The following is a 13055-nucleotide window of genomic DNA, read 5'->3' as shown; positions in this document are numbered from 1 at the left end:
CGGCTACCACTTGCCCCGCGAGAGGGCCGCTGTCACCTGTCCCGCGAGGGCAGGGGCAGAGGGGCCCTGGCGGTCCGGAACGTCTTGTCGTGCTCCCAAACGGCTACGGTCGCGGCCGTCCAGTCGAACACCCAACCGGAACGCACCCCGCGCGCGCCCCAGCCGTCCGGACGTCGGCGCGGAAGCGCGAAACCCGCCTTCTGAGCGGCGACCGCCGCCTCACAGGTCTCACGCGCGACGCGGAGGGCGTCCGTTTCGGTTTCGGCGGACCCGGTGAAGACATGCAGGCCACACCGCTCGGGCTGCACAGAGTTCCTGGTGGGGACATCGACCTGGAAGTAGAGCTTGGTCATGGCGCCATCTCCTCGGTGTCGCGGCTCCCTGCCCTACCGGCGCGGACCGCGACGGATTCGCGCGGGTGGAGCTGTGATTCCCCGCGTCGGACCGACCGCTGACAGGTCCTACCAACGTACGAGGCGCTCCGGGCCCCGAATATCCGGAACAAGCCCATCACCTATACGTATCTTCGCGCCCCACGGGTGAGCGCGGCGCCGCCCGCCGCGCACAGGGCGGGCCGAGCGAGGGGAGCGGTGCGCGGGGATGCCGAAGAAGCGTGAGCACTTCCGTGAAATCCGTCCGTCTCGGAATCACCCACTCCCACTGATTCCGCACCCACGACCTGCCGGTGCGAACTCCGCGAAGAGCTCAGGTTCTCCACGGGAATCCCCTTACCGCGAGAGCGGTGAAGCGATCGTTCGAGCGTGCGGACCCCGCAGGCCCGGCGCAGCGCCTGCGAGCTGCCGACATCGCCACACCGGTACGCGTCGGACCGGGGCGCCGGAGCGGTGTCGCCGCCGTCGAGGAGCGCGCCGAGTTTTTCTGCGTATCCGTAAATCCGCCCGCCTGATACAGCGGCGAACCCGACACCTCTAAGGTCCCGACCAAGCGGAGGGGATTTCCATCGGCTCGCTCAACGCTGCCCAAAATCCGTCAGAGCCGTCCGAATTGACGCCTCGTGAGGTTCCACTCCATTCAACGGAAGTATTCGGAGCCCTGTGAAAACTTCCTCCCGCACGTGTCTTGAATTCCCTCCAATCGCTGGGCGATAGTCGGGGCGCGGCGAGTTCCGAACTCCCCGTCAGACAGAAACCACCTTTCGCCGGTGCGTCGTTGACGTATGCCGGCGAACACCCCCCTCCTCGGGTTTCTGGCTGTGATTCGGAAGGAATCAACGTGCGTAACTCTCGTAAGTACGGTCTTGCCGCGGGCGTCGTGCTCTCGGCCTCCGCGCTCCTGGGCACTCAGACCATGGCGCAGGCCCAGGACGTGGCGCCCGCCCCCCGCTACCAGCCGGAGATGGTGCGGGCGTTGGCCGCGTCGCTCGGCGTGAGCGAGAAGGCCGCGGTCGACCGGCTGGACCGGCAGGACGCCCAGCAGGCCAAGCTCGCCGAGCTGACGAAGAGCGGGATAGCCGGCGACGGGGCCTTCTTCGACGCCTCCGGCCAGCTGACCGTCAACGCCGACGACACCGCCGAGGCGGCCAGAATCGAGAAGGCCGGCCTGGCCGCCCGGGTGCCCGCCCGTGGCGAGGCCGAGCTCGACAAGGTCAAGGCCGAGCTGGACGCCGTCGCCGCCGAGCGGGTCCCCTCCGGGGTGGTCGCCTGGTCCGTGGACGTGGCCTCCGACAAGGTGACCGTCAAGGTCAACGACGCGCGGGGCGCCGCCGCCAAGGCGTTCCTCGCCGAGGCCGCCAAGCACGGCTCCGCCGTCGAGATCGTACGGGGCCAGGAGAAGCTGGAAGCCAAGGCCGCGATCTACCCCGGCAGCAAGATGACGTTCAACAACACCAGCCAGTGGTGTTCCGTCGGGTACGGGGCCCGCGACCGGTCGGGCAACCAGTACCTGGTGACCGCGGGACACTGCGTCACGAACACCCTGCGCTACGACGGGGCGGCCTTCGCCAAGGGCTACAAGACCCGCTACGCGGTCGGCACCCGCAGCGTCGACATGGGCATCCTCACCATCAACTCAGGCCACTCGATCACCACCAGCGTCGGCACCTGGGGCAACAGCAACCCGGTCGCCGTCAGGGGCGGCAGCCGCGCCTCTTCCGGGGCCGCGGTCTGCAAGTCCGGCGCCACCACCGGCTGGACCTGCGGCGCGATCGGTTCCTACAACAACTCCGTCACCTACGTCGACCAGAACGGAGGCCCCGACACGGTCGTCAGCGGCCTGGCCACCTCCAGCGTCTGCGTGGAGGGCGGCGACAGCGGCGGCGCGTACATCTCCGGCAACCAGGCCCAGGGCATGACCTCCGGCGGCCCGCTCAACCAGAGGTGCTCCGGCGGGGTCAACTCCCGCGGCTCCTCCTACTTCCAGCCGCTCGACGACGCCCTCAACCACTACGGGCTGACGCTCAACACCAACTGAGCACATCCGTAGCAAAACCGGTCAGGGGCCGCTCACCAGCGAGAACGAGCGGCCCCTCACCGCTGCCCGCTCACACGGGATCGGGTCCGAAGCCTCGCTCACCTCCGGTGAACCGCAAAAACCCCGAACCGGTTCGCGTCCGGTTCGACGCCGGTGGACAGACGCCGGGCCGGGCCTCAGCACTCGATGATGTTCACCGCGAGCCCGCCCCGCGCCGTCTCCTTGTACTTGACGCTCATGTCGGCCCCGGTCTCCTTCATGGTCTTGATGACCTTGTCGAGGGAGACCTTGTGGCTGCCGTCGCCGCGCAGCGCCATCTTCGCCGCCGTCACCGCCTTCACCGCCGCCATGCCGTTGCGCTCGATGCACGGGATCTGCACGAGGCCGCCGACCGGGTCGCAGGTCAGGCCCAGGTTGTGCTCCATGCCGATCTCGGCGGCGTTCTCCACCTGCTCGGGGGAGCCGCCCAGGACCTCGGCCAGGGCGCCGGCCGCCATCGAGCAGGCCGAGCCGACCTCGCCCTGGCAGCCGACCTCGGCGCCGGAGATGGAGGCGTTCTCCTTGAAGAGCAGGCCGATCGCCCCGGCGGCGAGGAGGAAGCGGACGACGCTGTCCTCCCTCTCCGCCTCGGTGCAGCCGCCGGCCGCGAAGTTCATGTAGTAGTGCAGGACCGCCGGGATGATGCCGGCCGCACCGTTGGTGGGGGCGGTGACCACGCGGCCGCCCGCCGCGTTCTCCTCGTTGACCGCCATCGCGTAGAGGGTGATCCACTCCATCGCGTGGGCCTGCGGGTCGCCCTCGGCGCGCAGTTGGCGGGCCGAGTTCGCGGCGCGGCGGCGGACCTTGAGGCCGCCGGGGAGGATGCCCTCGCGGGACATGCCGCGCGAGACGCACGCCTGCATGACCCGCCAGATGTCCAGCAGCCCGGACCGGATCTCCGCCTCGGTGCGCCAGGCCAGCTCGTTCTCCAGCATCATCGAGGAGATGGACAGGCCCGTCTCCCGGGCCAGCCGCAGCAGCTCGTCGCCCGTGCGGAAGGGGTGGCGCAGGACCGTGTCCTCGGGAACGATCGGGTTCTCGCCCGCCACCGCGTCCTCGTCCACGACGAAGCCGCCGCCGACCGAGTAGTACGTCTTCTCCAGGACCGGGGCGCCCTCGGTGTCGTACGCGAAGATCGTCATACCGTTGGCGTGGTACGGGAGCGCCTTGCGGCGGTGCAGGACCAGGTCGTCGTCGAAGGCGAACGCGATCTCGTGCATGCCGAGCAGGTTGATCCGGCCCGAGGAGCGGATCTCGTCCACCCGGACATCGGCCCTCTCCACGTCGACCGTCTGCGGCGACTCGCCCTCCAGGCCCAGCAGGACCGCCTTCGGGGTGCCGTGGCCGTGGCCGGTCGCGCCGAGGGAGCCGTACAGCTCGGCGCGTATCGAGGAGGTGTGCGCGAGCAGCCCCTCGTTCTTCAGGCGGCGCGCGAACATCCGGGCGGCCCGCATCGGGCCCACCGTGTGGGAGCTGGACGGGCCGATGCCGACCGAGAAGAGGTCGAAGACCGAGATGGCCACGGGAGGACTCCTTGGGGGGTTGGAAGACGCCGTTGTCTGCCTGGGTGGTGCGGGGAACAACCGGGTCAAGCAGGGGGAAAACTTCGGGCGAGGGGCAAGGAACGGGGCACCGCGCTCACTTTCGTCCAGTGTGCGCGGTGCCCCGTCCGGATGCGCGGAACCGCAGGCCAGGTGCTACTTCAGGCCGGGGTACAGCGGGAACTTCTCGGCCAGCGCCACGACGCGGGCCTTGAGGTCGTCGGCGTCGTACGACGGCTTGAGGGCGGCGGCGATGATCTCCGCGACCTCGGTGAAGTCCTCGGCGCCGAAGCCTCGGGTCGCGAGCGCCGGGGTGCCGATCCGCAGGCCCGAGGTGACCATCGGGGGGCGCGGGTCGTTCGGGATGGCGTTCCGGTTGACCGTGATGCCCAGCTCGTGGAGCCGGTCCTCGGCCTGCTGGCCGTCCAGCTCGGAGTTGCGCAGGTCCACCAGGACCAGGTGCACGTCGGTGCCGCCGGAGAGGACGGAGACGCCCGCCTCGGTGACGTCCGGCTGGACCAGGCGCTCGGCGAGGATGCGCGCGCCGTCCAGGGTGCGCTGCTGGCGCTCCTTGAACTCCTCGCCCGCCGCGATCTTGAACGAGACCGCCTTGGCCGCGATCACGTGCTCCAGCGGACCGCCCTGCTGACCCGGGAAGACCGCCGAGTTGATCTTCTTGGCGAGTTCCTGGGTGGAGAGGATCACGCCGCCGCGCGGACCGCCGAGGGTCTTGTGCGTGGTGGTGGTGACGACATGGGCGTGCGGCACCGGGTTGGGGTGCAGACCGGCCGCGACCAGACCCGCGAAGTGCGCCATGTCGACCATCAGGTACGCGCCGACCTCGTCCGCGATACGGCGGAAGGCGGCGAAGTCCAGCTGGCGCGGGTAGGCGGACCAGCCGGCCACGATCAGCTTCGGCTGGGACTCCTTGGCGAGGCGCTCGACCTCCTCCATGTCCACGAGACCGCTCTCGTCGACGTGGTAGGGGACCACGTTGTAGAGCTTGCCGGAGAAGTTGATCTTCATGCCGTGGGTCAGGTGACCGCCGTGGGCCAGGTTCAGGCCCATGATCGTGTCGCCCGGCTTCAGCAGCGCGAACATCGCGGCGGCGTTCGCCTGGGCGCCGGAGTGCGGCTGGACGTTCGCGGCCTCGGCGCCGAACAGGTCCTTGATCCGGTCGATCGCGATCTGCTCGACGACGTCGACGTGCTCACAGCCGCCGTAGTAGCGGCGGCCGGGGTAGCCCTCGGCGTACTTGTTGGTGAGGACGGAGCCCTGGGCCTCCATGACCGCGACCGGAGCGAAGTTCTCCGAGGCGATCATCTCGAGGGTGGACTGCTGACGGTGGAGCTCGGCGTCGACGGCGGCGGCGACGTCCGGGTCCAGCTCGTGGAGGGAGGAGTTCAGAAGCGACATCAGGGGGTCCCTTAAGGTCTCAGTTGCCGGAGAACGCGGTGTACTCGTCGGCGGAGAGCAGGTCGGCCGGCTCCTCCGTGACGCGCACCTTGAACAGCCAGCCGCCCTCGAAGGGAGCGGAGTTCACCAGCGAGGGGTCGTCCACGACGTCCTGGTTGGCCGCCGTCACCTCACCGGTCACCGGCGAGTACAGATCGCTGACCGACTTGGTCGACTCCAGCTCGCCGCAGGTCTCGCCCGCGGTCACCGTGTCACCGACCTCAGGAAGCTGGGCGTAGACGACGTCACCGAGCGCGTTGGCCGCGTACTCCGTGATGCCGATCGTGGCCACGCCGTCCTCGACGGCCGACAGCCACTCGTGCTCCTTGCTGTACCGCAGCTGCTGGGGGTTGCTCATGACCTGAATTCTCCTGTACGCGGGGGAGTGCTGATGAACGGTGGTCTTACGGTGTGAGACGGAGGTACGTCACTTCGGTGACGCGCAGGTGCCGATGCGAAGGCCCGGTCGGCCCGGTCGGCCCGGTCGTTCCCGGGATATCACTTCTGGCGCTTGTAGAACGGCAGCGCGACGACCTCGTACGGCTCGTGCGTGCCCCGGATGTCCACGCCCACGCCCCCGGCTCCGGGCGCGGCGAAGGCCGCGTCCACGTACGCCATGGCGATCGGCCTGCCCAGGGTGGGGGAGGGCGCGCCGGAGGTGACCTCGCCGATCACCTTGCCGTCCGCGACCACCGGGAAACCCGCGCGCGGGACCCGGCGGCCCTCGGCGATGAGGCCGACCAGCTTGCGCGGCGGGGCGCTCTCGGCGCGCTCGGCGGCGGCCTTCAGCGCCTCGCGCCCCACGAAGTCGCCCTCCTTCTCGAACTTCACGACCCGGCCCAGGCCCGCGTCGAACGGGGTCAGCGCGGTCGTCAGCTCGTGCCCGTACAGCGGCATGCCCGCCTCCAGGCGCAGCGTGTCGCGGCAGGAGAGGCCGCAGGGGATCAGCCCGTGCGCCTGACCGGCCTCCGTCAGCGCCTGCCAGAGCCGCTCGGCGTGCTCGGGCGATACGAAGAGTTCAAAGCCGTCCTCGCCGGTGTAGCCGGTACGGGCGATGAGCGCCGGGACGCCCGCGACCGTGCCCGGCAGGCCCGCGTAGTACTTCAGCCCGTCCAGGTCGGCGTCGGTGACGGCCTTCATGATGGCGGGGGACTCGGGGCCCTGGACCGCGAGCAGCGCGTACGCGTCCCGGTCGTCCCGCACCTCGGCGTCGAAGCCCGCGACGCGCTCGGTCAGCGCGTCCAGCACGATCTGCGCGTTGCCCGCGTTGGCGACCACCATGTACTCGGTCTCGCCCAGGCGGTAGACGATCAGGTCGTCCACGATCCCGCCGTCCTCCTGGACGATCATCGTGTAGCGGGCCCGGCCGTTGCCCACGGTGGCGATGTTGCCGACCAGCGCGTAGCTCAGGAAGGCGGCCGCCTGGGGGCCGGTGACGGTGATCTCGCCCATGTGCGACAGGTCGAAGAGGCCGGCCCGGGTGCGTACGGCGTTGTGCTCGTCGCGCTCGCTGGCGTACCGGAGCGGCATGTCCCAGCCCGCGAAGTCGGTCATGGTCGCGCCGAGCGAGCGGTGCGTTGCGTCGAGGGCGGTGAGACGGGGGGCAGTGCTCATGGATACGGCTCCAGGGCATGACGACGTCAGGACGAATCCTCCCCATCTGTCATCGGAACCTGAGAGGTTCGCCGATAGCCCCTGACGGGGTATGCCCCTGGAGGGGGACGCCCTGTTCACAGGGCTCGGCTTGCACCTTGGGTGGAGCCGCCGGGCGGCTCGCTTTTCAGATCTGCCTCATCCACGCGGTACGGGGCCTGAGAGATTCAAGGGAGGATCTTGCTCCTTCGGCGCCCGGCTCACACTGTGGCCGGAACTCTCCCGCGCGGATTCGAACGGCCGGTATGCAGTTGGCGGGGTCATCATCGCACGCATCGCGACAGAGTGGGGCGGCCGGTCCGCAACGTGTGTGCGAACAGCGGGGGCGGTTGTGGAGCCTTGCCGTTTCTTTACACTTCACAGCAGGCGTGGGCGGGCCCGACAGCAGGGGGATGGGCGATGACGTTGCAGCCGTCGGTACCGACCGCGGGGGTCGCGCACGACGCGATGCCCGCGCAGCCCGGAGCGCCGGACCGGTCCGTACAGCCCGGAGCGCCCGCACGCGAGCAGCCCGGCGCACCCGTACGGGAACTGCCCGGAGCGTCCGCACGCGAGCACCCCGAGCACCCCGGCGCGTCCTCGCGCGCGCTGCCCGGCGCACCCGCGCGTGAGCTGCTGGAATCCCGTACGCCGGTGGTACGCGACCTGCGCGGGCGCACCGGCCACGGCCCGTACAGCCTCGACTTCACCCCCGGCGACATCGTGGTCGTCTCCGGGCTCCCCGGCGGGGGCAAGTCCACCCTGATCCGGCGGGCCGTGACCGACCGGGCCATCGACTCCCAGAACACCCGCGACCGCTGGGCCGCCGCCCTGCCGCGGTTACTCCCCTACGCCCTCTACCGCCCCCTGGTCCGCGCCGCCCACTACCTCGGGCTCTGGGCCGTCCTGCGCTCCGGCGCCTCCGTCGTCGTCCACGACTGCGGTACGCAGACCTGGGTACGCCGCTGGCTCGCCCTGTACGCCGCCCGCCGGGGCCGCACCCTGCGCCTGCTCCTCCTCGACGTGGACCCCGAGACCGCCCGCCAGGGGCAGCGCGAACGCGGCCGGGGCGTCTCCGGATACGCCTTCGCCCGCCACCGGCACGCGGTGGCCCGGCTGATCCGCTCCACCGAACGCGGCGAGCTGCCCCCCGGCTGCGGCTCGGCGGTGCTGCTGGACCGGGAGGCGGCGAGCGCGCTGAGCCGGATCTCCTTCACGGACGGTCACGACCCGGCGGACTGCTCCGGTTAGGGTTCTGGCCGGAGCGACGACAACGGCGAGAGGCACAGAGGCAGTGGACATTCCGGCCCAGGTCCCGGCGCGCCCCCAGCACGGGTGGCCCGCCAACGAGCTCGAAGAGGTGCTGACCGCGTCCCTCGGCGTCCCCGACGCGGGCGGCCGCCTGGTCGAGGTGCTGGGCCGCAGCTCGGTCTGGGTGCCCCTGCCGGCCGGCGGTTCGCCCGCCAGCGCCGACCTGGACCTGCCGATGATGGACATCGACGGCGCCGCGTACGTCCCCGTCTTCAGCTCCGAGGGCCAGTTCCTCTCCTGCGTCGGCAGCCACATGGCCTTCGCCGTGGCGCCCGCCCGCGACTTCGCCCGGGGCCTGCCCCCGCAGGTCGGCATCGCGGTGAACCCGGGCGGCGCGGTCGGCATCCCGCTGCCGCCGCCCGCCGTCGCCGAGCTCTGCCGGGCCGGGCGCACCGCCCTGGACGGGCCGGCCACCGGCGGCCGGGTCAAGCTGTACGAACCGGACTGGCAGCACGACCCGGTCGACTTCCTCGCCGCCGTGTCCGCGGAGTTCGAGGCCACCGGCGTGGTGAGCACCGCCCGCCGGGCCCTGGCCAGCATCGAGGGCGGCGACCCCGTCCTCTTCGTCGGCGTCGAGTTCGCCACCTGGGACGGCGCGGGGCAGAGCGCTCCGATGGACGCCCTGGGGCGGGCGCTGGGCCGGGTGGAGATCCCCTGGCCGGTGAACCTGGTCCTGCTGGACGTGGCCCAGGACCTGGTCGGCGACTGGATGCGGGAGAAAGTACGGCCGTTCTACCGGCGCGAGGGCCACTGACCCACCGGCGCCGGCCGACCGTGGCGTCAAGTCGGTGTCAGAAGCGGCGCATAAGCTGGTTTGATGGCGAGGTCGCTCCCGTGTGCCCGGGGGCTCGGACGGATCGATGAGGGGCGGGACCCAGGGTGAGTGCGTCAGGCACCGCGGCGGCCGGAAAGGTCGAGCACCTGCTGCGCCAGGTGACCCCCGGGCGTTACGACGCCTACGAGGCGCTGCTCGCGGCCCTCGCCGAGGGCCGGGTCTGGATGCTGCTCTGGCACGGCACGGCCGGTTCCCCGGACGCCCAGTACGGGGCCATGGAGATCGACGGCCTGGGATACACCCCGTGCGTCACCTCCGCCCAGGAGCTCTCCGCCAGCGGCTGGAGCAGGGCCCACGAGCTGGTCCCCGGCCGGGACATCGCCCGCGCCCTGTTCCCCGACCGCTGGGGGATCTGGCTCAACCCGCACGCCCCCGGCGGCGGCGTCGGCATCCCCTGGCTCGATCTGCGCCGGATCGCCACCGGCCTGGACCGGCTGCCCGCGGGCCCGCTCCGGCTGACCGAACCCGCCGTCGAGCTCCCGCGGTTCTACGCCCAGCTCACCCAGAACGCCCACCGCACCCAGGCCGTCCGCTCCCTGCGCCGCGCCTGGGTGCACCCCGCGGTCGGCGTCCCGTACCTCGCGATCGGCCTCGACCTGTACGACACCGGGCGGGCCTCCGTCGACGCGGTGCGCACGATGATGCGGCAGTCGATCGGCGCGGTCCCCGACGGGCTGCCCGTCTCCACCGTCGCCATGTCCGACGAATACGACCCGGTCGCGATGTGGCTGCGGGCCAACACCCGCCCGTTCTACGACCGCGAGGCGCACGTTCCGGCCGGCCCCCCGCCCGCCGCCCCCGGTTACGGCTATCCGCCCGCGGCTCCCCGCGCCTACTGAACGGCCGCTGAACCAGATAGGGAAAGCGGAATTCCGCTTTCCGGGTTCTCCTCGAAGGCTGCACAGGAAAACTCAAATAATGCTCAAGAGATTACGGTTGGGTCTCGCGAGTAATTACTAGTGCGAATCTTCTATGCGTCCGTATAGCGTGAGTCCAGGCTCAAGGAGCCGCCGCCCGGACCGGCCCCTTTACCGGTTCTTTCGAGGGCATATCGGATTCACACTCAAAGGGGAAATGTGAGAGTTCGCATAGGTTCACTGGTCGCCGCTTCGGCCGTTCTGGCCGGCACGCTGGTTTCCGGGTCCTCGGTCGCCGCCGTCGCGGCCGCTCCGTCCCTGGCGCCCGCCGGGGTCTGCTCGGGCGGTCTGAAGTACGACATCACGTCGAACAAACTGCTCCACATAAGCGTGGGGAAGACCTTCAAGAAGGGCCCCGGCGGCACGCTCACGGGCAAGGTCACCAAGAAGGAGATGATCCGCAGCCGGGTCCCGGTCACCGGCGGCGCGTCGGCGGCCGGAGTCATCGCCCAGGCCAAGCGGGAGGTCAAGGACACGCTCCGCAAGGAGGTGCCGACCTCGGTCGGGAGCAAGTTCACGCGCAAGGTCGCCAAGAAGAAGTACGGCAACATGCGGTACGGCTCCTGGGGCCAGCAGGTGAAGTGGCGCTACTACCAGGAGACCCCCGACTGCAAGAGGACCACGCGGGCCACCGGCACCGCGAACATCGTCAGTACCCTCCGCGGCTGGAGGTACTGGGAGACCGCTTCCTGAGTCCGGTCTCCTGAAGCCGATCGTCCTCGGGCGTGCCGATGATTGCGATCCCGTCGGCCGGACAAAGCCGCCGGAATTTCTCTGCTCCAGGAATTCCTGACGCAGCGATATCACGCTGAAGGTCTCGGCCCCCGAGGAATCGACCCCGGGAAAGTGGGCTGGTCGGTGCTCCCGGAGCAGTGGCCGGCCCCGCCGGGCCCCCGCGCGCCGTGCCCGCCACCCGCGCCGCCGCCGTACCACCGGCCGTGCCGCACCCGCCCTGCTCTCCCCCCGCCGCGCCTTCCGAGCCCCCGCCCACCGCGCCTCCGCCCGGGTCGCGGAGGGCGAGGTCCGGAGCGGCCGCATCCGGGTGGCGAAGGGGTGATTCGCCGCGATGTCCCGTATCAGCCGCCTTTGTTGAGCGTCCGGGTCTCGACTGGGTATCACCGCTATCCGGACTGTTCTCCCCGGTCCCTCCCGTCTGTAGTGTTCGGCCGGTCAAGATCTCCCACATGGTGAACCAGGGGTGGCCCCATGCGAATATTCAAGTCCGGAGTAATCCGGGCACTCACGGCGACCGTTGCCGTCGGCCTGATCGCGACCGGTTGCGCCAGTGAGCGGGACGACGACAGCAACGCGAGCGCCAAGGACACCTTCGTCTTCGCCGGCGCGGGCGACCCCAAGTCGCTCGACCCGGCCCTGGCGACCGACGGGGAGACCTTCCGGGTGACCCGTCAGGCGTTCGAGGCGCTCATCGAGCACGAGCCGGGAGGCAGCGACCTCGTCGGCGGCCTCGCCGAGAAGTGGGAGAGCAACCCCGAAGGCACCGTGTGGACCTTCAACCTGCGCAAGAACGTCAAGTTCCACGACGGTGAGGCGTTCAACGCCGAGGCGGTCTGCGCCAACTACAACTTCTGGTTCAACTGGAAGGGCACGTACCAGTCCAGCGCCCTGTCCTACTACTGGCAGGCCATCATGGGGGGCTTCGCCAAGAACCAGGACAAGGAGACGGCGAAGGCCAACTTCAAGTCCTGCACGGCCAAGGACGAGAACACCGCCGTCATCGAGGTGAACGAGGCGACCGCCAACCTTCCCGGCGGATTCTCGCTCCAGGCGCTGGCGATCCACTCGCCGAAGGCGCTGGAGAGGTACAAGAAGGACGACGTGAGCGCCAAGGGCGATGCCATCACGTACCCCAAGTACAGCCAGGAGGCCGGCGCGCTGGCCGGTACCGGCCCGTACAAGTACGCGAAGTGGAACAAGGGCAACAAGGAAGTCACCCTGGAACGCTTCGACGACTACTGGGGCGAGAAGGCCAAGGTGAAGAACCTGGTCTTCCGCACCATCTCCACCGAGGAGGGCCGTCGTCAGGCGCTCCAGGCCGGTGACATCGACGGTTACGACCTCGTCGCCCCGGCCGACGCCAAGACGCTGGCGAAGGAGGGCTACCAGGTCCCGTCCCGTGACGTCTTCAACATCTTCTACCTGGGCTTCACGCAGGACCACCACAAGGCCCTGGAGAAGAAAGAGGTCCGGCAGGCCCTCGCCCACGCGATCGACCGGGACAACATCGTCAAGACGCAGCTCCCGGCCGGTGGTGTGAAGGCGACCCAGTTCATGCCGGACACGGTCGCCGGGTACTCGGACAAGGTCACGACGTACGACTACGACACGAACAAGGCCAAGGACCTCCTCAAGGAGGCGGGCGAGGAGAAGCTCAAGATCGACTTCTGCTACCCGACCGAGGTCACCCGCCCGTACATGCCCGCCCCCCAGGACATCTTCGAACTGCTGAAGGCGGACCTGGAGAAGGTCGGCATCACCGTCACGCCCAAGGCGATGAAGTGGAACCCGGACTACAGCGACACGACGCAGAACGGTGGCTGCAGCCTCTACCTGCTCGGCTGGACCGGTGACTTCAACGACGGCTACAACTTCATCGGCACCTGGTTCGCCGGGTACGACAAGCAGTGGGGCTTCAAGGACAAGAAGGTCTTCGACGCCCTGAAGGCCGCGTCCGCCGAGCCCGACGCCGCCAAGCGCGTCGACCTGTACAAGGCGGCCAACGAGATCGTCATGGACTACCTGCCCGGCGTGCCGATCTCCTCCTCCCCGCCGGCCATCGCGTTCGCGAAGAACGTCAACCCGCCGAAGGTCTCCCCGCTGACGCAGGAGAACTTCGCCGAGGTCTCCTTCAAGTAATCGCACACCAGCGGGTCCGCC

The 13055-nt window shown here is 69.8% G+C and carries 11 protein-coding genes and 1 riboswitch; of the genes, 6 read left to right on the top strand and 5 right to left on the bottom strand.

The annotated features are described in order from the left end of the window. Positions 1 to 32: 32 nt before the first annotated feature. The gene (locus ACLJPL_RS12110; RefSeq protein ID WP_411080770.1) at positions 33 to 353 is read right to left on the bottom strand and encodes a hypothetical protein; all 321 of its coding nucleotides are present in this window, start codon (positions 351 to 353) and stop codon (positions 33 to 35) included. A gap of 880 nt (positions 354 to 1233) precedes the next feature. Between ACLJPL_RS12110 and ACLJPL_RS12105 the strand changes: the two genes are divergently transcribed. Then, entirely contained in the window at positions 1234 to 2430 is a 1197-nt protein-coding gene (locus tag ACLJPL_RS12105; protein ID WP_411080769.1) for a S1 family peptidase, read from the top strand. A gap of 176 nt (positions 2431 to 2606) precedes the next feature. Here ACLJPL_RS12105 and ACLJPL_RS12100 read toward each other — a convergent pair whose 3' ends face one another. The 4 genes from ACLJPL_RS12100 to gcvT form a co-directional block, all read right to left on the bottom strand. Then, entirely contained in the window at positions 2607 to 3992 is a 1386-nt protein-coding gene (locus ACLJPL_RS12100; RefSeq protein WP_411080768.1) for an L-serine ammonia-lyase, read from the bottom strand. Between the two features lie 174 nt (positions 3993 to 4166). Beyond that, on the bottom strand, positions 4167 to 5426 hold the full coding sequence (gene glyA, locus ACLJPL_RS12095) for a serine hydroxymethyltransferase (protein ID WP_411080767.1): 1260 nt from the start codon (positions 5424 to 5426) through the stop codon (positions 4167 to 4169). A 19-nt stretch (positions 5427 to 5445) separates the two neighbouring features. Further along, entirely contained in the window at positions 5446 to 5823 is a 378-nt protein-coding gene (gcvH, locus tag ACLJPL_RS12090) for a glycine cleavage system protein GcvH (protein ID WP_018509777.1), read from the bottom strand. A gap of 140 nt (positions 5824 to 5963) precedes the next feature. Continuing rightward, on the bottom strand, positions 5964 to 7079 hold the full coding sequence (gene gcvT / locus ACLJPL_RS12085) for a glycine cleavage system aminomethyltransferase GcvT (RefSeq protein ID WP_411080766.1): 1116 nt from the start codon (positions 7077 to 7079) through the stop codon (positions 5964 to 5966). A 176-nt stretch (positions 7080 to 7255) separates the two neighbouring features. Next, positions 7256 to 7353: riboswitch (glycine riboswitch) on the bottom strand. A gap of 164 nt (positions 7354 to 7517) precedes the next feature. Here gcvT and ACLJPL_RS12080 point away from each other — a divergent pair. The 5 genes from ACLJPL_RS12080 to ACLJPL_RS12060 all read left to right on the top strand — a co-directional run bounded on the left by ACLJPL_RS12080 (position 7518) and on the right by ACLJPL_RS12060 (position 13034). Next, entirely contained in the window at positions 7518 to 8348 is an 831-nt protein-coding gene (locus ACLJPL_RS12080; protein WP_411080765.1) for an AAA family ATPase, read from the top strand. A gap of 43 nt (positions 8349 to 8391) precedes the next feature. Further along, positions 8392 to 9162 carry an enhanced serine sensitivity protein SseB gene (locus ACLJPL_RS12075; protein WP_411080764.1) on the top strand — a complete coding sequence of 257 codons (771 nt, stop codon included), beginning with the start codon at positions 8392 to 8394 and terminating at the stop codon, positions 9160 to 9162. 125 nt (positions 9163 to 9287) lie between these two features. After that, entirely contained in the window at positions 9288 to 10082 is a 795-nt protein-coding gene (locus ACLJPL_RS12070) for an enhanced serine sensitivity protein SseB C-terminal domain-containing protein (protein WP_411080763.1), read from the top strand. Positions 10083 to 10319: 237 nt separating this feature from the next. Beyond that, entirely contained in the window at positions 10320 to 10853 is a 534-nt protein-coding gene (locus ACLJPL_RS12065) for a hypothetical protein (RefSeq protein ID WP_411080762.1), read from the top strand. 513 nt (positions 10854 to 11366) lie between these two features. After that, positions 11367 to 13034 (top strand): ABC transporter substrate-binding protein, encoded by a 1668-nt coding sequence (locus tag ACLJPL_RS12060; protein WP_411080761.1) that lies wholly within the window; start codon positions 11367 to 11369, stop codon positions 13032 to 13034. The last annotated feature ends 21 nt before the right edge of the window (positions 13035 to 13055 follow it).

Origin of the sequence: Streptomyces sp. cmx-18-6 (genome assembly GCF_046548915.1) — a bacterium.
GTDB lineage: Bacteria > Actinomycetota > Actinomycetes > Streptomycetales > Streptomycetaceae > Streptomyces.
The sequence above is the reverse complement of the archived record's forward strand: the minus strand, read 5'-3'. Positions and strand labels throughout refer to the sequence as shown.

Excerpts from the sequence above, each read along its gene's own strand:
- glyA (WP_411080767.1), bottom strand. The coding sequence starts at position 5,426 with ATGTCGCTTCTGAACTCCTCCCTCCACGAGCTGGACCCGGACGTCGCC.
- ACLJPL_RS12060 (WP_411080761.1), top strand. The coding sequence starts at position 11,367 with ATGCGAATATTCAAGTCCGGAGTAATCCGGGCACTCACGGCGACCGTT.
- gcvT (WP_411080766.1), bottom strand. The coding sequence starts at position 7,079 with ATGAGCACTGCCCCCCGTCTCACCGCCCTCGACGCAACGCACCGCTCG.
- ACLJPL_RS12080 (WP_411080765.1), top strand. The coding sequence starts at position 7,518 with ATGACGTTGCAGCCGTCGGTACCGACCGCGGGGGTCGCGCACGACGCG.
- gcvH (WP_018509777.1), bottom strand. The coding sequence starts at position 5,823 with ATGAGCAACCCCCAGCAGCTGCGGTACAGCAAGGAGCACGAGTGGCTG.
- ACLJPL_RS12110 (WP_411080770.1), bottom strand. The coding sequence starts at position 353 with ATGACCAAGCTCTACTTCCAGGTCGATGTCCCCACCAGGAACTCTGTG.